Source organism: Variovorax sp. RCC_210 (assembly GCF_041355175.1).
In the GTDB taxonomy this organism is placed as follows: Bacteria; Pseudomonadota; Gammaproteobacteria; order Burkholderiales; family Burkholderiaceae_C; genus Variovorax.
This window is the reverse complement of the sequence record NZ_JBFUPJ010000003.1, coordinates 258849-278778: the sequence shown is the minus strand read 5'-3', so window position 1 is coordinate 278778 and position 19930 is coordinate 258849. Positions and strand designations below refer to the sequence as shown.

The 19930-nt window shown below is 69.4% G+C and carries 18 protein-coding genes and 1 pseudogene; 10 read left to right on the top strand and 9 right to left on the bottom strand.

Annotated elements, in window-relative coordinates; translation table 11 throughout:
- Nucleotides 1–51 precede the first annotated feature (51 nt).
- Genes AB6807_RS13345 through AB6807_RS13335 form a run of 3 tightly spaced genes read left to right on the top strand, consistent with a single transcriptional unit; the run spans nt 52 to nt 3558 of the window.
- Nucleotides 52–1044: a Bug family tripartite tricarboxylate transporter substrate binding protein gene (locus AB6807_RS13345; protein ID WP_371084940.1), complete on the top strand. Its 993-nt coding sequence runs from the start codon at nt 52–54 to the stop codon at nt 1042–1044.
- A gap of 7 nt (nt 1045–1051) precedes the next feature.
- The gene (locus AB6807_RS13340; protein WP_371084939.1) at nt 1052–2587 is read left to right on the top strand and encodes an NAD-dependent succinate-semialdehyde dehydrogenase; all 1536 of its coding nucleotides are present in this window, start codon (nt 1052–1054) and stop codon (nt 2585–2587) included.
- A complete protein-coding gene (locus AB6807_RS13335; RefSeq protein ID WP_371084938.1) occupies nt 2584–3558 on the top strand; it encodes a 2Fe-2S iron-sulfur cluster-binding protein in 975 nt (324 codons plus the stop codon). The genes AB6807_RS13340 and AB6807_RS13335 overlap by 4 nt, the downstream gene beginning before the upstream one ends.
- Here the strand turns inward: AB6807_RS13335 and AB6807_RS13330 are convergent.
- Nucleotides 3547–4266 carry a TetR/AcrR family transcriptional regulator gene (locus tag AB6807_RS13330; RefSeq protein ID WP_371084937.1) on the bottom strand — a complete coding sequence of 240 codons (720 nt, stop codon included), beginning with the start codon at nt 4264–4266 and terminating at the stop codon, nt 3547–3549. The two genes, AB6807_RS13335 and AB6807_RS13330, sit on opposite strands and share 12 nt — an antisense overlap.
- A gap of 88 nt (nt 4267–4354) precedes the next feature.
- Between AB6807_RS13330 and AB6807_RS13325 the strand changes: the two genes are divergently transcribed.
- The 3 genes from AB6807_RS13325 (at nt 4355) to AB6807_RS13315 (ending at nt 7366) form a co-directional block, all read left to right on the top strand.
- Nucleotides 4355–4996, top strand: a complete 642-nt coding sequence (locus AB6807_RS13325; RefSeq protein WP_371084936.1) for an SCO family protein — start codon at nt 4355–4357, stop codon at nt 4994–4996.
- Nucleotides 4983–6566 carry a hypothetical protein gene (locus AB6807_RS13320; protein ID WP_371084935.1) on the top strand — a complete coding sequence of 528 codons (1584 nt, stop codon included), beginning with the start codon at nt 4983–4985 and terminating at the stop codon, nt 6564–6566. The genes AB6807_RS13325 and AB6807_RS13320 overlap by 14 nt, the downstream gene beginning before the upstream one ends.
- Before the next feature lie 401 nt (nt 6567–6967).
- A complete protein-coding gene (locus AB6807_RS13315; RefSeq protein WP_371084934.1) occupies nt 6968–7366 on the top strand; it encodes a hypothetical protein in 399 nt (132 codons plus the stop codon).
- On the opposite strand, the gene AB6807_RS13310 is transcribed toward AB6807_RS13315, so the two are convergent.
- Both AB6807_RS13310 and AB6807_RS13305 read right to left on the bottom strand, forming a co-directional pair.
- Nucleotides 7353–8138 carry a transglutaminase family protein gene (locus tag AB6807_RS13310; RefSeq protein WP_286514873.1) on the bottom strand — a complete coding sequence of 262 codons (786 nt, stop codon included), beginning with the start codon at nt 8136–8138 and terminating at the stop codon, nt 7353–7355. The genes AB6807_RS13315 and AB6807_RS13310 overlap by 14 nt on opposite strands.
- Nucleotides 8139–8405: 267 nt before the next feature.
- Nucleotides 8406–9326 carry a LysR family transcriptional regulator gene (locus AB6807_RS13305; protein WP_116913451.1) on the bottom strand — a complete coding sequence of 307 codons (921 nt, stop codon included), beginning with the start codon at nt 9324–9326 and terminating at the stop codon, nt 8406–8408.
- A 122-nt stretch (nt 9327–9448) separates the two neighbouring features.
- Between AB6807_RS13305 and AB6807_RS13300 the strand changes: the two genes are divergently transcribed.
- Together AB6807_RS13300 and AB6807_RS13295 are read left to right on the top strand one after the other, a co-directional pair.
- Complete coding sequence (locus tag AB6807_RS13300; RefSeq protein ID WP_371084933.1) at nt 9449–10438, top strand: alpha/beta fold hydrolase; 990 nt, start codon at nt 9449–9451, stop codon at nt 10436–10438.
- A 94-nt stretch (nt 10439–10532) separates the two neighbouring features.
- Nucleotides 10533–11324, top strand: a complete 792-nt coding sequence (locus AB6807_RS13295) for an SDR family NAD(P)-dependent oxidoreductase (RefSeq protein WP_286514860.1) — start codon at nt 10533–10535, stop codon at nt 11322–11324.
- A 38-nt stretch (nt 11325–11362) separates the two neighbouring features.
- Here AB6807_RS13295 and AB6807_RS13290 read toward each other — a convergent pair whose 3' ends face one another.
- From AB6807_RS13290 to AB6807_RS13280, 3 genes are read right to left on the bottom strand one after another with little or no spacing between them, the layout of a single operon-like run.
- Entirely contained in the window at nt 11363–12151 is a 789-nt protein-coding gene (locus AB6807_RS13290; RefSeq protein ID WP_371084932.1) for an SDR family NAD(P)-dependent oxidoreductase, read from the bottom strand.
- 49 nt (nt 12152–12200) lie between these two features.
- Nucleotides 12201–12986: an SDR family NAD(P)-dependent oxidoreductase gene (locus AB6807_RS13285; protein WP_371084931.1), complete on the bottom strand. Its 786-nt coding sequence runs from the start codon at nt 12984–12986 to the stop codon at nt 12201–12203.
- Nucleotides 12983–14149: a CaiB/BaiF CoA transferase family protein gene (locus tag AB6807_RS13280; protein ID WP_371084930.1), complete on the bottom strand. Its 1167-nt coding sequence runs from the start codon at nt 14147–14149 to the stop codon at nt 12983–12985. Before AB6807_RS13280 ends, AB6807_RS13285 begins: the two co-directional genes overlap by 4 nt.
- Nucleotides 14150–14311: 162 nt before the next feature.
- Between AB6807_RS13280 and AB6807_RS13275 the strand changes: the two genes are divergently transcribed.
- Together AB6807_RS13275 and AB6807_RS13270 are read left to right on the top strand one after the other, a co-directional pair.
- On the top strand, nt 14312–15349 hold the full coding sequence (locus tag AB6807_RS13275; RefSeq protein ID WP_371084929.1) for a zinc-binding dehydrogenase: 1038 nt from the start codon (nt 14312–14314) through the stop codon (nt 15347–15349).
- Between the two features lie 24 nt (nt 15350–15373).
- Nucleotides 15374–15844, top strand: a pseudogene (locus tag AB6807_RS13270) (histidine phosphatase family protein); the annotation flags it as partial.
- Between the two features lie 146 nt (nt 15845–15990).
- Here AB6807_RS13270 and AB6807_RS13265 read toward each other — a convergent pair.
- The 3 genes from AB6807_RS13265 to AB6807_RS13255 are packed head-to-tail and all read right to left on the bottom strand — an operon-like array spanning nt 15991 to nt 19919.
- Nucleotides 15991–17139 (bottom strand): CaiB/BaiF CoA transferase family protein, encoded by a 1149-nt coding sequence (locus AB6807_RS13265; RefSeq protein ID WP_371084928.1) that lies wholly within the window; start codon nt 17137–17139, stop codon nt 15991–15993.
- Between the two features lie 34 nt (nt 17140–17173).
- Entirely contained in the window at nt 17174–18715 is a 1542-nt protein-coding gene (locus AB6807_RS13260) for a class I adenylate-forming enzyme family protein (protein WP_371084927.1), read from the bottom strand.
- 22 nt (nt 18716–18737) lie between these two features.
- Nucleotides 18738–19919 (bottom strand): ABC transporter substrate-binding protein, encoded by a 1182-nt coding sequence (locus tag AB6807_RS13255; protein WP_371084926.1) that lies wholly within the window; start codon nt 19917–19919, stop codon nt 18738–18740.
- Nucleotides 19920–19930 lie beyond the last annotated feature (11 nt).

The following is a 19930-nucleotide window of genomic DNA, read 5'->3' as shown; positions in this document are numbered from 1 at the left end:
GGCCATGCGCGTGCACGCAGCCCCTTGAACAACGACACAGAGACAACCCCCATGACCACCCAACGACGTATCGCCCTCGCCGCCATGCTGGCGACACTCTGCGGTTTGAGCGGCGCGGCGCGAGCCGCCGAGCCCGCCGCCTTCCCGCGCAAGCCCGTGACCATCGTCGTGCCCTACCCGGCCGGCGGCGCGTCCGACGCGCTGATACGGCCGATGGCCGAGAAGCTCTCGCGCATGTGGGGCCAGCCGGTGATCGTGGACAACCGCACCGGCGCCAACGGCATCATCGCGACGCAGGCGGTGATGCGCGCCGAGCCCGACGGCCACACCATCCTGCTGCACCTGACGGGCTTCATCCAGAACGCCAGCCTGTACCGCAAGCTGCCCTACGACCCGTTCAAGGACCTGGCGCCCGTGACGCAGCTGGGCACGCAGCCGATGGGGCTGGCGGTGGGGCCGGCGAGCCCGTACACCTCGGTGGCGGCGCTCTCGGGCGGCCTCAAGGGGAAGGCGGCGGGCACCAGCGACTTCAGCTACGGCTCGTTCGGCATCGGCTCCACCGGCCACATCTTCGGCGAGTTGCTCAAGCAGAACATCGGCGTGGACATGCCCCACGTGGCCTACCGCGGCGAAGGGCCGATGCTGATCGACCTGATGTCGGGCCGCGTGACCGTGGGCTTCGTCTCGTCGGCCACGGCGGCGACGCGGCAGAAGGACAAGTCGCTGCACATCCTGGCCGTGACCGGCCCGCATCGGCTGACGTCGATGCCGCAGGTGCCGACCCTGTCCGAGGCCGGCATGAAGGGCTACGACCTCGTGGGCTGGTACGGCTTCTTCCTGCCGAAGAACACGCCCGCCGCAGTGGTCGAGCGCATTGCCGCCGACACGCGCACCGTGCTCGCGCAGCCCGACATCGTCGCGCGCATGCGCGAGCTCGAAATAGAACCCACCGGCACCCCGCCCGCCGACTTCGCGAAGCTGCTGCGCAGCGACTACGCGAAGTGGGACGGGCTCATCAAGCAATTCAAGATCGAACTGGAATGACCACGACATGCTGAGCTCCACCACCCTGCCCGCGCGCCTGCAGCTTGCAGACCCGCTGCTGCTGAAGACCCAGGCCCACATCGGCGGCCAGTGGCTCGACGCCGACAACGGCGCGACCTTCGACGTGACCGACCCCGCGAGCGGCGCGCTGCTGGCCGCCGTGCCCGCCATGGGCGCCGGCGAAACCGCACGCGCCATCGACGCCGCCCAGGCCGCCCTGCCCGCATGGAAGGGCCTGCCCGCCGCCGCCCGCGCCCGCGTGCTGCGGCGTTGGAACGACCTGATGCTCGCGCACGCCGAAGACCTGGCGCGCATCCTCACCGCAGAACAGGGCAAGCCGCTGGACGACGCGCGCGCCGAGGTGGGCTACGCGGCCTCGTTCATCGAGTGGTATGCCGAAGAGGCGCGCCGCGTGTACGGCGACGTCATTCCCGGGCCCTCGGGCGACCGGCGCATCGTGGCGCTGAAGGAGCCCGTGGGCGTGTGCGCGGCCATCACGCCGTGGAATTTTCCGTACGCGATGATCACGCGCAAGGCGGCGGCCGCGCTGGCCGCCGGCTGCACCATGGTGCTGAAGCCGGCCGAGCAGACACCGCTGTGCGCGTTCGCGCTCATGGAGCTGGCCGTGCGCGCGGGCGTGCCGGCTGGTGTGTTCAACGTGGTCACCGGCGACCCGGTGGCCATCGGCGGCGCGCTCACCGCGAGCCCCGTGGTGCGCAAGCTCAGCTTCACCGGCTCGACCGAGGTGGGCCGCCTGCTGATGCGCCAGTCCGCCGGCACGCTGAAGAAGCTGCCGCTGGAGCTGGGCGGCAACGCACCCTTCATCGTGTTCGAAGACGCCGACCTGGACGCGGCCGTCGACGGCCTCATGGTCGCCAAGTTTCGCAATGCCGGGCAGGCCTGCATCGCGGCCAACCGGGTCTATGTGCATGCGCGCGTGTACGAGCGCTTCGCCGACAAGCTCGCAGGCGCCGTCGCCGCGCTCAAGGTGGCCGAAGGCACGGTGCCGGGCTCGCAGATCGGCCCGCTGATCGACGCCGACGCGCTGGCCAAGGTCGAACGCCACGTGGCGGACGCGGTCGCGCGCGGGGCGCGCGTGCTGGTGGGCGGCAAGCCGCATGCGTTCGGCGGCAGCTACTACGAGCCGACCGTGCTGGCCGGTGCCGATGCGTCGATGCTGCTGGCGCAGGAGGAAACCTTCGGCCCCGTGGCGCCGCTGATTCGTTTCGACGACGACGCCGAGGCCATCGCGCACGCCAACAGCCTGGAGTTCGGCCTGGGCGCTTACGTGTACAGCCGCGACCACGCGCGCATCTGGCGGACCATCGACGCGCTGGAAGTGGGCATGGTCGGCGTGAACAGCGGGCTGATCTCGACCGCGGTGGCGCCCTTCGGCGGCGTGAAGCAGTCGGGCATCGGGCGCGAAGGCTCGTACCACGGCATCGAGGAATACCTGGTCGTGAAGTACGTGTGCCTGGGCGGGCTCGATGGGCTCGGCGTTTCTGGCTCCCCCGCCCCACCTCGCACTGCCCTGCACGCATGAGCACCTTCGACGTTCGGCTGCACGCGGTTCGCCTCGAAGCAGAAGGCGTGCACTCCTTCGAGCTGCGGGCGTTGCCGGGGCAGGCGCTGCCGCCCTTCACGGCGGGGGCGCACATCGACCTGCACCTGCCGAACGGCATGGTGCGCAGCTACTCGCTGTCGAACCCGCCCGCCGAAACGCAGCGCTACGTGCTCGGCGTGCACCGCAGCCCGACCAGCCGCGGTGGCTCGGCGCTGGTGCATGCGCAGTTGCACGTCGGGCAGACGCTGCGCGTGGGCATGCCGCGCAACAACTTCCCCTTGTTCGAGGCCGCGCCGCACACCGTGCTGATCGCGGGGGGCATCGGCATCACCCCGCTGCGCTCGATGATCGGCCGGCTCGAGGCGCTGGGCCGCTCGTGGGAGCTGTTCTATGGCTGCCGCCGCCGCGCCTGCGCCGCCTGGCACGACGAGTTGCTGGCCCTGGACGCGCTGGCACCCGGGCGGGTGCATTTCAGCTTCGACGGCGAACACGGCGAAAGCGGGGAACACAGCGAACAGCGGCTGGACCTGCGCCGCATCGTGGCCGACGCGCGCGGCGATGCGCACCTGTACTGCTGCGGCCCGCGCCCGATGCTGGAGGCCTTCGAGGCCGCCACAGCCGGCCTGCCGCGCGAACGGGTGCATGTGGAGTACTTCAGCGCCAAAGAGGCACCCGCGAGCGAAGGCGGGTTCCGCGTCGAGCTGGCGCGAAGCGGCCGCACCGTGTGCGTGGCGCCAGGCCAGACCATCTTGGACACGCTGCTGGCCGCCGGCGTGGACGCGCCCTACGCGTGCATGGAGGGCGTGTGCGGCTCGTGCGAAACGCGGGTGCTGGCGGGCACGCCCGACCACCGCGACCTGGTGCTGTCAGGCGAGGAGCAGCGCGCGAACGACCGCATGATGATCTGCTGCTCGGGCGCGAAGAGCGCGACGCTGGTGCTAGACCTGTGACTTGCCTGGCGTGAGGGCGGAGCCAGGCAAGGCGGGCTTGCGCTTGGTGGCTGCGGGCTGCTTTTTCTTTCCACCCTGCGCCACCCACTGGTCGACCATCGTCGTCACCAGCTCCCGCACCATCGTGCGCGTCTTCGTCCATGGCATGCCGGGCGTCATGTGGGGGAACAGCACTGTGCCGTGCACCGCGGCAAGCAGCACGTCCGCGGCGGCGCGCGACGACAGCGTGGGCCGCGCGATCGTCTCGAAGAGCGCATCGACCGTCTCGTAGTACAGCGCCAGGATGTCGTGCACCGCCTGCGACTTCGCGAACCCGTCGGTCGCCGAACGCACCGCGGGTGCAGGAAAGATGACGAGGAAATCCTCCATGTGCGAAAGCCAGTAGTCGGCCGTGCCGATGAACAGCTTCTTCACCCGCTCGACCGGGTCGGGCGTGCGCGCGACCACGCGCCTGAACTTCTGCGTGGCGGCCTGCATGTCCTCGCCGCGGATGTGGAAGAACAGGTCTTGCTGGTCGCGAAAGTACTGGTAGATCGCGCCCGGCGCGTAGCCTGCCTCGGTGGCCACGCGGCGCAAGGACACCGCCGCCAGCCCTTCCTGGCTGACCAGGCGGCGGCCGGCGGCGATGAACGCGGCCTTGACCCGCTCCTTGTCTTCGGGGGTGCGGGCGCGGCTGAGAACCTCGCTGCTCGGCTTGCGGAATGGCATCGGTACGACCAGGTGACAGAACGCAAAAGTATAGGTGCGGCGGGGAAAACCCCGATACTTATTGAACACGTTCAAATAAAATCCGGCCATGCCCGAAACACTTGCCAGCGCCACCCCGTCCTGCTGTTGCGCAGCAGCCGCCGCCACGAAGCCTGTTGCGTCTGCGGTCGCGCCGCCGGCACCGGTGAGCGGCCGGTTCGAGCTGGTCGATCACTTCGGCCAGGCCGTGAACCAAGGCAGCTTCGGCGCGCAGCACCTGCTGGTGTTCTTCGGCTTCTCGCACTGCGCGGTGGTGTGCCCGCGCGAGCTTTCCAAGCTGAGCGCCGCGCTGGAAATGCTGGGCCCGCTGGCCGAGCGCGTGCAGCCGCTGTACATCTCGGTGGACCCGGCGCGCGACACGCCCGCGGTGCTGCAGCGCTACCTGTCGCAGTACACCCACCCAACCGCCCACCCAACCGCCCACCCAGCCACGCACGCTGCCGGCGGCTTCCTCGGCCTGACCGGTTCGCCCGAGCAGGTCGAGGCCGCGAAGAAATCGTTTCGCGTGTTCGCTGCGCCGGTGCCCGACGACAACGCGCCGGGCGGCTACGTCGTGCCCCACACCGCGCTCGCCTACCTCATGGCGCCGGGCGGCAGCTACGCCACCCACTTCGCGGAAACGCTGGACGCCGCCACGGTGTCCGCGCGCCTTCGCACTCACCTGGAGCGCACCGCTGATGCCGCCAACTGACTCAAGCACGGAAACAGCAGACAGCCTTCGCCTGAGCGACCGCCAGGCCGGCCACCTGCGGCATTTCGCCAACCTGTCGCGCCAGCCGGTGAACGACTGGTCGTTCATGCAGGGCCGCGGCACCGGGCAGGACGACTTCGGCGGCTACCGCTTCCAGATGGCGTACATGGCCTACGCCCTGGCGCTGGCGCACCGCCACCGCCTGCCCGCCGCGCCGGGCGTGTTCAAGCCGGTGTTCGAACGTTTCATGCAGAAGATGCTGCTGCCCGAGGTGTGGATGTACTGGGCGCGCGTGAGCCGCGGCGGCAGCGTGCTCAACGCGCACCTGTCCGACGGCTACACCGAAGACTGGAACCCCGTCGGGCGCGACAACATCATGTACAGCGCCTACGTGCAGTCGATGGCGCTGCTGTACAACTACCTGTTCGACGACGACCGCTACGCCGCCCCCGGCGCGCTGACCTTCAGCTACTGGTCTTTCTTCTGGGGCGGCAAGGAACGGCGCTTCGAGTACGACCAGGCCAGCCTCAACCAGCACATCTACTGGCAGATGGTCGAGAGCGGCTACGTGGGCGTGGCGTGCGAGCCCAACTGCGTGTTCCAGATCTGCAACCAGCCCGCCATCCTCGGGTTTCGCATGCACGACCTGGTCACCGGCGAAGCGATGGCCGAGGAAGTGACGCAGGGCTACCAGAAGGCATGGGAACAGTTCGGCCGGCTGGGCGCCAACGGCCACTACAACACCATGATGTCGCAGGACACCCGCGCCATCCGCGACAACGCGGGCCCCTCGCCCTGGGTCGACGCATGGTGCGGCACCCTCATGAACATGTGGAACCGCGAGTTCGTGCACGCCCACTACCCGACGCAGATTGCCGGCTGGCTCATTCACGAGCCCGACGGCATGCTGTCGGTGCGCTCCTTCGAGCGGCCCGAGGTGATGGGCCAGAAGATCGTCAACGACGACTCCGACTTCGGCTGGGCCGCGACCTGGGCATCTGAAATGGGAGACACCACTGTGCTCGACGGGCTCATGAAGCACGCGGAGCGCTTCATGTCGCCCAGCTGGCGTGACGGCGGCTTTCACTACCCACGCAACGACGTGCTGGCGGACAAGGACGGCTACCGCACGCTCGTGGAGGCCATGACCGGCAACGTGCTGCTGGGCTACGCGAGCCTGAACGTGCCCGATGGGCTCTGGCGGCTGTACAACGAGCCATGGGCGACGTCGCACCACCGCGACCCGGCCCTGACGCAGGTGGACGACGGCGTCGATGTGCTGCGGGCACATGTGGCGGAAGCGGCGCAAGGTGGCGCGCGGCGCCTGCACTTCACGGTGCGCCGTTGCACCGCGGGCCGCGGCGGCTTCGACATCGAGATCGGGCGGCTGTCGAACTGCGGCGACTGGAAACTCATGCAAGGCGGGCAGACTGTTGCGCGGGGCACTGGGGGGCAGCTGGCGGCGTCGCAGGCATTCGACATTCGCGCGGTGGCAGGCGGCATCGCGCTCACCTGCCCGGAGGGCGAGGCGCGCGACTTCGAACTGGTGTTCGAGCCGCGCGCTGCCTGAAGCACCGGCACCTGCGCTCGACGCGGTGAACCGGTGTCCTCAGCGATCTGAGCGGCGCCGACAGCGTTCTTCGCGAATCAGGCAGTTGGCCTACAAATCGCGCTCTCTGGCATGGCCTAGATTGGCATCGAGGCAGCACCTCGACCATCTCCGTCCAACCCTTTGCTGTCTCTTGAACCCGCCTTGGCGGGTTCTTTTTCGTGAGGCTGTCGCAGACCTGTCCGCACGCGAACCCCGCAGCCTCCGTCCTACCCATGGATGCGTGCTTCGCCGAAGTTTGCAAGACCAGCGGCCGCTGACGATTTCTTGTCGTCAACTTTTTCCAGCTGGAAATGAAGCTCCAAGAATTGCTCTCGTCCGCCCTCATCGGTGCCGTCGCCAGCGCCCGCTCCATGACACCGATGGCAAGCCTCGCCGCGGCGCGGTTGCTCGGCAACCGCACGCCGGGCCGGCTGCTGCTGCTCGACCAGCCGGTGTTCAAGTACGGCGCCTTGGCCATGGGCGCGGGCGAGTTGTTCGGCGACAAGATGAAGACCGCGCCCGACCGCACGGTGTTCCTGGGGCTGCTGGCGCGGGTCATGAGCGCCGGCATCGCAGGCGCGGCATTGGCGCCGCGCGGGCGCGAGCAGGCGGGCGCAGCCACCGCGGTCGCGACCGCCGTGCCCCTGGCCTACCTGACGCTCGCCGGCCGCAAGCGCGCGATGGCGCACATCGGCCAGACCCGCAGCGGCCTGATCGAAGACGCGCTCATCGTGGCCGCCGGCGTGGCGATCGTGGCGCTCGCCGTCAGGCGGAACTGACGCGCGTCTCGCTCGATTCGATTTCTTCCACCGTGACCTTCATGTCGCCCATCTCCAACGGCCCGTAGTTGGAAAGAAAGGCCACGTCCGCCGCGTCGCGGCCATAGGCCACCACGATGCGGCCACCGCGCGGCTGGTCCTGCGTGGCATCGAAGGTGTACCAGCGCCCGCCGACGAAGGCCTCGAACCATGCGTGCATGTCCATCGGATCGAGCTCGTGCAGGAAGCCGACCACGAGCCGGGCGGGGATATGCAGCGCGCGGCACAGCGCAATGCCGACATGCGAAAAGTCCCGGCACACCCCCGCGCCGTCGTCCAGCGTGTCCAGGGCATCGGTAGAGCCGTCGCTCACGCCGTACCGGTATTCGAGGTTGGTGTGGATCCAGCTCCGGATGGCTTCGACCTGCGCATAGCCGGGCACCGCGTCGCCGGCGATCTGCTCGGCGCGCTCACCCATCTTGTCGGACGGGCAATAGCGGCTCTGCAGCAGGTACTGCAGCGCATCGAAGGGCAGGTCTTCCACGGGCACCGCGCCGGCGCTGGGTGCCACGGCGATGGCGGCCTCGGCTTCCATGATCATCTCGACCTCGATGCGCATCTCGCCTTGCGGGATCTTCATGCGCTGGCACAGGTTGCCGAAACTGTCGACGTACTCGGTCGTGGGCACCCAGGGGTGCAGCTCGTACCGCTCGCTGACCATCCATTGCGCGTCTCCGCTGCGAGGACGGAGCATGGCCACCACGGGGCAGTCGCTGCTCGCGGTCACGGTCATCTGGCAAGTTGCGTGAAGCCTCATGGGTACATCCTGTGGGAGCTTTGAAAAAAGACTTTGGAAGGGGGTGAACGAACGGGTGCCACCAGATGGAGGAGATGGCTTGATCGCGAAAGGCATCCTGCCACCCTTCGAGCGGCATGACGTAGGCTGGCGCCGATCTCCGATGCCAGCGGCCACATGTTCGGTCACTCCCTTGCGCGGCGACGGCACGCGCGCGTCCAGCGTCACGCGCGGCGGCGCAATGAGGCCGGCAGGCGGCCGCTTTCAGCCCGCTGCCCGTTCGCCTTTTTCTGCCTGTGCACCTTGCAAGGCCTCGACCAGAAAGTCGACCATCAGCCGCACCTTCGCGCTGAGGTGCCGGCGGCTGGCGTAGATCGCCAGGATGTCCACCGGCGGCATGTGATAGCCGGGCAGCACCTCGACCAACCGGCCGGCGCGCACGTCCTCGCCGATCACGAAGCTCGGCTGCCAGATGACGCCCGCGCCGGCGAGCGCCGCGGCGCGGGCGGTGTCGCCGTTGTTGGCCCGCAAGACCCAGCGCACGCGCACGGATTCGAGCGTTCCGCCGGGGCCGGCGAACTGCCACTCGTCGGAGGTCGCGCCGTACGTGTAGCCCAGGCACGGGTGGCGCGCCAGGTCCGCCGGAACCTCGGGCATGCCGTGGGCCGCCAGGTAGGCGGGCGAGGCGCAGACCAGGTTGGGCGAGCGGCCCAGTCGGCGCGCGATGTGGTTGCCCGAGGTGGTGCGCGAGATGCGAATGGCCAGGTCGAAGCCCTCTTCGACGATGTCGACCACGCGGTCGATGAGCGCGATGTCGAGCTCGACGTCGGGGTACTTCGCCATGAACTTCGGCCACAGCGGCGCCAGCACCAGGCTGCCGAAGCTCAGCGGCGCGTTGACGCGCAGGCGCCCCCGCGGCTGCAGCGACGCGGTGGTCGCCAGGGCCTCGGTCTCGGCCACTTCCTCCAGGATGGATTTCGCCCGGTCGAACAGCGCTTCGCCGCCTTCGGTGAGCGACAGCCGGCGCGACGTGCGGTTGATGAGCCGCGTGTGCAGGTGCGCTTCCAGCTCGTTGACGTAGCGCGTCACGTTGGCTGGCGAGGTGTCCAGCGCGTCGGCCGCCTTGGTGAAACTGCCCCGCGCCACCACGGTGACGAACACTTCGTACGCACGCAATCGGTCCATGAGGGCCACTTCCAATCATTCATAAAAGCTGAATGAGTAAACCACTTTTGGCCTCTTTATGGAAGTGAAGCTGAATCATAAATTCACCTCACCCCAGCAACTCGACCGAAAGGAAGCTCCAGATGACCGACACCGATTTCACCCCCGCAGCCACCTCTGCGCCCATCTCCACCCGCCGCTCGCTGCTTGCAGGCGCCATCGGCCTCGGCGCCGCCCTGGCCCTGGGCACTACCGCAAATGCCGCGCACGCCGCGAATGCCGCCCCGGCCGCCGACGCGGTGCGCGGCTTTCGCCTGGGCAGCGCGGAGGTCAACGGCACCCGCATCCACTACCGCATCGGCGGCAGCGGCCCGGTTGTCGTGCTGCTGCACGGCTACGCCGAGACCGGCCACATGTGGAACCCGCTGATGCCGCTGCTGGCCAAGTCGCACACCGTGCTGGTGCCCGACCTGCGCGGGGCCGGCGATTCGTCCAAGCCCGAGACGGGCTACGGCAAGAAGAACATGGCCGTCGACATCCACGAGCTGGTGCGCTCGCTCGGCTTTCGCAGCGTGAGCATCGTCGGCCACGACATCGGCCTGATGGTGGCCTACGCCTATGCCGCGCAGTTCCCCGCCGAGACCGACAAAGTCGTGCTCATGGACGCCTTCCTGCCCGGCATCGGCGCGTGGCAGAACGTGTGGCTGCTGCGCGACCTGTGGCACTTCCATTTCCACGGAGCAACGCCGCTGGCGCTGGTGAAGGGGCGCGAGCGCATCTACTTCGAGCACTTCTGGAACGACTTCGCGGCCGACCCGCAGCACTCGGTGCCCGAAGCCGATCGGCAGTTCTACGCCAGGGCCTACGCCCAGCCCGGCGGCATGCGTGCGGGGTTTGAATATTTCAAGGCCTTCGAGCAGGATGCGGCAGAGTTCGCCGAACTGGGCAAGACGCCGCTGCCCATGCCGATGCTGGTGCTTTCCGGCGAAAAGGCCGGCGGCACCTTCCTGATCGAGCAGGGAAAGATGGTCGCGACCAATGTGCAGGGCGTGATCGTCAAGGGCTCCGGGCACTGGCTGATGGAAGAGGCGCCGGAGCAGGTCATTCCGGCGCTGGTCAACTTCCTGGGCTGACCGCAAAGCGGGCGGCAAGCTTGCCGCCCCCGCGGCTGGCAAGAACCGCGGAACTCAACGAACATGAACGTCGAACCAACCTAGGAGAACCAAGATGGACCTGCAACTCAACGGAAAGCTCGCCCTGGTGAGCGGAAGCACCGCCGGCATCGGCTACGCCATTGCGCGCACGCTGGCGCAAGAAGGCGCCAGCGTGATCGTCAACGGCAGATCGCAGGCGGCGGTCGATGAGGCGGTAGAGCGCATCCGCTCGGAAACGCAAGGCACGGTGCTCGGCTTTGCCGGGGACCTCAGCCGCGCCGACGCCGCCGAGGAAGTGGTGCGCCGCCACCCCGGCATCGGCATCCTGGTGAACAACCTGGGCATCTTCGAGGCCAAGGCCTTCGAAGACATTCCCGACGAAGACTGGCTGCGCTTCTTCGACGTGAACGTGCTGAGCGGCGTGCGCCTGGCACGCCTGGTGCTGCCGGAAATGAAGCGCGCAAACTGGGGCCGCATCATCTTCATCTCGAGCGAGAGCGCGGTGCAGATCCCGACCGAGATGATCCACTACGGCATGACGAAGACCGCGCAGATCGCGGTGTCGCGCGGGCTGGCGGAATCGGTTGCAGGCACCAACATCACGGTCAACAGCGTGCTCCCGGGCCCGACGAAATCGCGCGGCGTCGGCGACTTCGTGGAAGGCATGGCGCGCTCCAGCGACAAGAGCTTCGAGCAGGTGGAGGCAGAGTTCTTCCACAACATTCGCCCGACCTCGCTGATCAAGCGCTTCGCCTCGCCGCAGGAGGTGGCCTCGCTGGTGGCCTACGTGGCGAGCCCGCTCGCGTCGGCGACCACGGGCGCGGCGCTTCGCGTGGACGGCGGGGTGGTGAAGAGCGCGTTCTGACGAAGGGCCGGTGAGCGTGGGGGCGTGCCACGCACGACCTACAGCGCGATCCGCCCGTGCGGGTGCGTGCTGCTCACCCCGCCGTCCACCGCATACCACTGCCCGGTGACGAAAGAGCTGTCGTCGCTCGCCAGCAACGCAGCCATCGCCGCGATTTCTTCAGGCCGGCCGGCGCGCTTCATCGGCGTCATGTGGCCGATGCGCGCTTCCACGCCGCGCTCGCGCGCCTGCTCGAACACCTTGCGGGTCATCTGCGTTTCCACCAGGCCGGGCAGGATGGCGTTCACGCGCACGCCGGTGCCGGTGAAGGCATTGGCCGCGGTCTGCACCAGGCTGTTGACGGCCGCCTTGCTCGCGCTGTAAGACACCGCGCCCGCGTTGGCGCGCAGCGAAGCGGCCGACGAGGTGAGGATGATCGAGCCGCTGCCCTGTTGCGTCATGTGGCGCCCGGCGTGCTTCACCGCCAGGAAGCAGCTGATGGTGTTCACGCGCCACACATCGTTCCACTCGTCCACGCTTTGCTCCAGCAGCGGCGTGTTGGTGCCGGGCGTGGCGGCGTTGGCGAAGAACACGTCGAGCCCGCCGAACTCTTTCACACAGCGCGCGACCATCGCTTCGACGCTCGCCTCCGCGGTGGCATCCGCCACCATGGCCGCGGCGCGGCCGCCTTCGGCACGCACCAGCGCCACGGTCTCTTCGGTGTTGCCGGCGCTGCGGCCCACCACCAGCACCGCGGCGCCTTCGCGCGCCATGCGCTGCGCGCTGGCACGGCCGATGCCGCTGCCCGCGCCGGTGATGACCACGCGCTTGCCTTCGAGTCTGTTCATGGGTCTGTCTCCGGAACTGAAGAATGAATGGGTTGCGCGCGTGCCGACGTCACCGCGTCGCGATGGTCCAGCCGCCATCGGCCACGATTTCCGCGCCCTGCACATAGCGGCTGTCGTCGCTCGCCAGGAAGGCCGCGACCGACGCGATCTCCCGCGGCTCGCCGAAGCGCCCGAGCGGCATGGCGGCGAGGCGCGCGGTAACGGTGGCTTCGTCGAACTTGCCGACCGACGCGGGCGTGCCGACCATGCCGGGCACGATGGCGTTCACGCGGATGCCGTGCGGGCTCAGCTCCACCGCCGATGCGCGCGTGAGGCCGAGCACGCCGGCCTTCATGGCCGCGTAGGCGATGGAGTGCGTGAGCGCCTGCAGCGCCGAGGTGGAGCTGAGGTTGACGATGGCGCCGCCGCCGCGCCGCTTCATCTGCGATGCCACCGCTTGCGTGGTCCAGATCAGGCCCTTCAGCCCGACGTCGAACATGCGCCCCACGCTCTCTTCGTCCACTTCTTCGAGCGGCTGAAAGCGCGCCCACACCGCGTTGTTGACCAGCACGCCGACCGGCGCACCGAAGTCGCGCTCCACCGCATCGAACGCATCCGCCACGGCATCGCGCCGGCCCACGTCGGCGAGATAGCCGCGCGCCTCGATGCCGCGCGCCACCAGGCCAGCGACGGTGGCTTCTAGCCTTGCGGCGCCCACGTCGAAGCACGCGATGCGGCCACCTTCGGCAGCGAAGCGTTCGGCGATGGCCAGGCCGATGCCCCGCGCGGCACCGGTGACCACGCAGACCGTGCCGGACAGGCGTTGCGCCACGGGCGCTGTCGTGTGCGTGGTCATTGCGCGGTGCCCTCCGCCCGCAGCATCGCCCCGCTGCGGCGCAGCGCCTCGATGTCTTCGGGCGACACGCCCCACTCCGCCAGCACCTCGTCGCTCTGCGCGCCGGGTGCCGGTGCGGGCCGCCGCAGCGCGGAGGGCGTGCGCGCGAAACGCGGCGCGGGGCTGGGGTGCACCACGCCGTCGAAGCGCGTGAACACGCCGCGCGCCTGCATGTGGTCGTGCAGCGGCGCCTCGTCGAGGTCCAGCACCGGGGAGAAGCATGCGTCGCGACCGCGCATCGCCTCCACCCATTCGTCGCGCGTGCGGGCAATGAACACTTCGGCAAAGCGCTGGCGCATGGCCGGCCAGCTCGCGCGGTCGTTCTGCGCGGGGAGCTGCGCCGCGTCCAGCCCCATGCCCGCGAGCAGCGCCTGGTAGAAGCGCGCTTCGACGGCGCCCACCGCCACGTACTTGCCGTCGCGCGTTTCGTAGGTGCCGTAGAACGGCGCGCCGCCGTCGACGATGTTCTCTCCGCGCTCGGCCGTCCAGTCGCCCATCTGGCGGAACGCGGAAAAGGCCGACATCAGGTTCGCGAGCCCGTCGACCATGGCCGCGTCCACCACCTGTCCACGGCCCGAGCTGCGCGCCTCGCTCAACGCCGCGAGCACGCCGACCGCCAGGTACATCGCACCTCCGCCCAGGTCCGCCGCCAGGTTGAGCGGCGGCACCGGCGGGCGGCCCTTTTCGCCGATGCAATGCAGCGCGCCGCTCAGCGCGAGGTAGTTGATGTCGTGGCCCACCGCCTGGGCCAGCGGGCCGTCTTGGCCCCACCCCGTCATGCGCCCATACACCAGCCGCGGGTTCGCGCCCAGGCATTTGTCGGGGCCCAGCCCGAGCCGCTCGGCCACGCCGGGGCGAAAGCCCTCGATGAGGATGTCCGCGCGCCGCACCAGCTGCAGCGCCGCATCGACCGCGCCGCGCGATTTCAGGTCGAGCGCCACCGAGCGCTTGTTGCGGTTGTAGAAGTCGAAGCGCGGCGGCACCGGCGTGCCGATGTCGATGGCGCTTGCGCGGTCGATGCGCACCACGTCGGCGCCCATGTCGGCCAGCAGTGCGCCGCAGAAAGGCGCGGGGCCGATGGCCGGCAACTCAAGCACACGAATTCCGCTCAGGGGTCCCGACATGGTGTTTCCTTGGTCCTTGGGAGTGATGCTGATTTTTAGTTCACTACCGTACCAAGTCGATTATCGGGAGCATGCGAAGACAAGGTCAACCGCCTGGCGGTGCGCATCGGTCGGTGTTTTCCATACTTCGTACGCTGGCGAACTTTCTATAAGCTAAGCATCATGAAAGCCGCCATTCTTCAGGAGCGAGGCCGCAACGGCCTGCGCGTGCGCGACGTGCCGATGCCGGTGCGCCGCCCCGGCGAGGTGCTACTGCGCGTGCACGCGGCAGCGCTGAACCGCGTGGACCTCTACATGCGGGACAACGGCGCCGGCATCACGCACCGCCTGCCGCAGACGCTGGGCGTGGAAGCGGCCGGCGTGGTGGTGGAGGCCGACGCGGACAGCGGGCTTGAGATCGGCCTGCACCCCGGCAAGAAGGCCGTGGTGTACGCCAATGCCTTCTGCGGCAAGTGCCGCTATTGCCTCGCGGGCGACCAGCCGCTGTGCCTGCACGCGCACATCATGGGCGAGCACCGCGACGGCGGCTTTGCCGAATACGTGGCCATGCCCGCGCGCTGCGTGCTGCCCCTGCCCGATCACGTCGACCTGGTGGAAGCCGGCGCGCTGCTGGCCGCCTACCTCACAGCGTGGCGCATGCTGTTCGGCAAGCGCGCGCTGCGCCCCGGCGAGACGGTGCTGATCGCCGGTGTCGGCGGCGGCGTGGCGGTCGCATGCCTGCAGCTGGCCCTGCATGCGGGCGCGCGCGTGCTGGTCACCTCATCGAGCGACGACAAGCTGGCGCGTGCCCAGGCGATGGGCGCGAGCGGCGGCGTGAACTACCGGCGCGAGAAGGTGGCCAAGCGCGTGCTCGAAATGACCAGCGGCGAAGGCGTCGACATGGTCATCGACAGCTCGGGTGCCGCCAGCTGGGACGATTCGCTGCGCTCGCTGCGCCGTGGCGGCCGGCTCGTGACCTGCGGCGCGACCACGGGCTCCAACCCGCCGGCCGACCTGCAGCGCATCTTCATTCGCCAGCTCGAGGTGTACGGCTCCACCGGCGGCAGCGTGGCGGAGTGCCACCAGCTGCTGGCGCTGTTCGCGAGCGGCGCGATACGCCCGGTGATCGACAGGCGCTTCGTGCTCGACGACATCGGCGCGGCTTTCGACCAGCTGGAACACGGCAACCAGTTCGGCAAGGTCGTCGTCACGATGGCCTGAGCCGGCCCTTCACCCCACGCATTCATGAAGCAACTGATCCTGGTCCGGCACGGCCAACCGCACGAAGGCCACGCGCAACGCCCGGGCGATCCGCCGCTGCATCCCGTGGGCCATGCGCAGGCGCGCGCGCTGGCGCTGCGCCGGCTGGCGCTCGAGCCCATCGACCGCATCGTCTGCAGCCCGCAGCAGCGCGCACTGGACACCGCCGCGCCGCTCGCGCGCCTGCTGGGCATCGACGTCGAGGTGCTCGACGGCCTGGCCGAGTGCGACCTGAACACTGCGCGCTACCGCTCGCCCGACACCATCCGGCGCGAGGAGCCGCACCGCTGGGCGGAGTTCCTGGCGTCGCCGCCGCGCTTCCTGGGCGTGGACCCCGACGTGTTCAGGGCCACCGTGCTCGCCACCTTCGCGGCGCTGCTGGAAGACACGCGCGGCGACACCGTCGCGGTGTTCTCGCACGGCATGCCGATCAAGACGCTGGTCGCGCACGCGATGCGGCTGCCGGGCACCGAGACCTTTTCGATCGACCACTGCTCGGTGACGCGCGTGGTCGGCAACGCGCTCGACGATGCGCGGGTGCGCTCGCTGAACGAATCGACGCCCTGGCAACAACGAGCCCCTCCGCGCTCAGTACTCCGCGCTCAGCGTTCGGCGCCGAACGCGCCTTCCGCGCGCAGCGCCGCCACCTCGTGCGGCGCGAAGCCCCAGTTCGACAGCACGCCCGTCGGGTCGGCAGCCGCCGCTTCGGGCAGCGTCGGCGTGGCGGGCACGGTGCGGCTGAAGCGCGGCGCCGGCGCGGGCTGGGCCACGCCGGCCACCTCCACGAAGGTGCCGCGCGCGCGGTTGTGCGGGTGCGCCATGGCCTCGTCGAGCGTGAGCACAGGCGCGAAGCACACGTCGCTGCCTTCCATCAGCTCGCACCAGGCATCGCGCGTCCTGCCGCGGAAAATCTCCGCCAGCCGCAGTCGAAACGCGGGCCAGCTGCCACGGTCGAGCTGGTCGGGCAGGTCGCCGCCGGCAAGGCCGGTGATGCGCAGCAGTTCGGCATAGAACTGCGGCTCGGCCGAGGCGATGCTCACGTATTGCCCGTCCGCCGTCTCGTACACGCCGTACCAGGGCGCGGTGTCGCCGTCGAGCACGTTCTCGCCGCGCACGTCGCTCCAGGCGCCGGCCGCGTGCGAGGCATACATGTAGGTCATCAACGAGGCGGCACCGTCGACCATGGCCGCATCGACCACCTGGCCCTGCCCCGACTGCCGCGCCTCCAGCAGTGCACACACGATGCCGAAGGCCAGGTACATGCCGCCCCCGCCGAAGTCGCCCACCAGGTTCAGCGGCACGGCGGGCGGCTCGCCCTTGCGGCCGATGGAATGCAGCGCGCCGGTCAGCGCGATGTAGTTGATGTCGTGGCCCGCAGCCTTGGCCAGCGGGCCGCTCTGGCCCCAGCCCGTCATGCGGCCGTACACCAGCTTCGGGTTCGCGGCCAGGCACGGCTCGGGCCCCAGGCCCAGGCGCTCCATCACGCCGGGGCGAAAGCCTTCGATGAAGGCGTCGGCGCCGTCCAGCAGGCGCTGCAGCGTGGCCAGGCCCGCGGCCGATTTCAGGTCCAGCGCCACCGCGCTGCGGCTGCGGTCGAGCAGCGCCAGCCGCGGATGCCCGGGCGGCGACAACTGCCCCGGCCGCTCGATGCGCAGCACCTGCGCGCCCATGTCGGCGAGCATCATCGCGGCGAAGGGCCCGGGCGCGAGGCCCGCCATTTCAACGACCCTGATTCCTTGCAGCGGTCCCATCGGTGTCCTTGTCGGTTGTCGGGTTGCGTGCCGCTCAGCGCGGCGTTCCGAAGGTGTTGCGTAATTGGCGCTTCAGCACCTTGCCGATGTCGCTGCGCGGCAGACTCTGCACCACGCGCAGGTCGACCAGCCGCTGCGCCTTGCCCAGCCGCTCGTTGGCCCATTCCCTCAACGCATCGGGTGCGACCGTGGCCGCCTCGCGCAACACCACGCAGGCCATCGGCGATTCGCCCCAGCGCTGCGACGGCACGCCGAACACCGCCGCCTCTTCGACGTCGGGGTGGCCGCGCAGCACGGCCTCCAGGTCGACCGGGTACACGTTGAAGCCGCCCGAGATGATCATGTCCTTCTTGCGGTCGAGCAGCACCAGGTAGCCGTCTTCGTCGAAGCGCCCGGTGTCGCCGCTGCGAATGAAGCGCCGGCCCTCGGCGTCGAACCACTCGGCCTCGGCCGTCTTCCGCGGCAGGTTGTGGTAGCCGACCATCATGGTGCCAGAGCGCCCGACGATCTCGCCGATGTCGCCGCGCGGCAGCTCGCGGCCCTCGTCGTCGATCACGCGCATGTCGTGGCCGGGCGCGGGCTTGCCGACGGTGTGCAGCTTGTCGGGCCGCTCGTGCGCGGGCAGCGCGCACACGCCGCCGCCTTCGGTCATGCCGTAGTACTCGGTCAGCCCGCCCGGCCAGCGCGCGAGCACATCGGCCTTCAGGGCGCCCGGAAACGGCGCGCTGCCGCAGGACTTCATGCGGAACGACGACAGGTCGTAGCGGTCGAAGTCCGGCCGCGCCATGATCCGCTGGAACTGCACCGGCACCATCATGCTGTGCGTGGCCCGGTGCGCCTGCGCCAGTTCCAGGTAGCCACCCGCGTCGAACTTGCGCATCAGCACCACCTTCGCGCCCAACGACAGCGCGGGGAAGAAGCTCGACAGCGTCATGTTCGAGTACAGCGGAATCGACACCAGCGCGACCGCGTCCGGCCCATAGCCCAGCGAGGTGAACAGCTTCACCTGCGCCCAGCGGAACGCGTGCGGCATCACGATGCCCTTGGGCGTGCCCGTCGTGCCAGACGAATAGATGATATTGAAGGGCGCATCGGGGTGCAGCCGCACCGGCTCGGGCTGCGCACCCGCCGGCGCGAGCCAGCCGGACAGCGGCGCACCGACGCCAGAGTCGTCCAGCGCGATGCGGCGAACGCTTGGCGTGCCGGCCGTGGCCTGGCCCCCCGCCTCGTCCACGAAGAACAACTGCGCACCCGAGTCGGCCACCATCGCGGCCAGCCCCTCGGGCGTCGAATCGGGCGCGAGCGGGGCCACCGCGACGCCGGCGCGCACCGCGCCCAGGAACACCACCGCGTAGCCCAGCGAGGTGGCCGCGCTGATGGCGATCACGTCGCCCGGCTTCAGCCCGTCGCGCTGCAGCGCGGCGGCCACGCGATTCATCTGCGCGTCGAGCGCGGCGTAGTCGAGGCTCTGGCCATCGAGAAACAGCGCGGTGTGCGCCGCGTCGCGCAGCGCGTGCGCGTGGATCAGCTCGGCGACCGTGCCGAAGTCTTGCGCCAGCAACTCGTCGGTCTGCATCGGTGCGCTCCGGCGGATGCCTCTACATCTTGCATTCGGGGCTGACGGGCGGCGCGATCTGCGCGGTCGGCTCGATGGACTTCATCACGATCTCGCCCTTGCCCTCACCCGCCTTGGCCGCCTGCACCACGACCAGCGGGCGCAGCAGCTGGTGGTCGGCCGCGCGCATTTCCACATCGCCCACCACGGTGCTCGCCTTCAGGCCCGAGAGCGCGGCGCGCACGGCCGGCACGTCGGCCGACTTGGCCTTCAGGATGGCCTGGTGCACCAGCTCGAACGACATGTAGGCGTCGGCGTCGATGTAGGTCGGCTTGCGCTTGTAGCGCGCCTCGAAGGCCTTGACGAAGGCGGCGTTGCGCTCGCCCGGCATGGTCCAGAAATAGCTCTGCGCCGACCACAGGCCCACGCTTGCGTCGCCGTGCGCGCCGATCAGTATCTCGTTGACCATCGACGCCGACAGCACCGTCTTGTACTTCTCGAAGAGCTTGAACGCCTGCTGCTGCTTCACCAGCGCGATGCCGCCCGACGAGGGGTAGTACATGAGCAGCCCGTCGGCCGGCTTGTCGAGCAGCTGCGCAATGTAGCTGCCCAGGTCCGACGCGGTGATGGGCGCGAACAGCGTCTTGTTGACCTTGCCGCCGCTCTCCTGCATGGCCGCGGTGAAGCGCTTGGCGGTGTCGTGGCCCACCGCGATGTCGGCCATCAGCAGGTCCCAGTTCTTGATGCCGCTGGCCTTGGTCTGCTCGCGAAAGCTGTTGACCATCATGCCGTCGGTGATGCCCACGCGAAAGTAGTTGGCACCGCAGTTCTTGCCCGTGAGGTCGTCCGACGCGGCGGTGGCGTCGATGAACAGCGCGTTCAGCCCCGGCATCTTCGACGCGATGGCCAGCGAGGTGCCCGAGGGGTTGAGCCCGGTAAAGAAAGACACGCCCTGCTGCTCCACCAGCCGCGTGGCCGCCGCGATGGCCGAGGCCGGCGTGCCCGCGTGGTTCTGCGTGACCAGCTCGTACTTGCGGCCCAGCGCCCCGCCCTGCGCGTTGAGCTGCTCCACGGCAAAGGCCGCGCCGTCGTTCACGAAGGCGCCGCTCACCGCGAAGGGCCCGGTGTCGATGTTCACCACGCCGAGCTTGATGGCGTTCTGCGCCAGCGCGCCGCCCTGCAGCACCACGGCGGCGGCTGCCGCCGCCAACAGCTTCTTGATCATCTGTGTTCCTT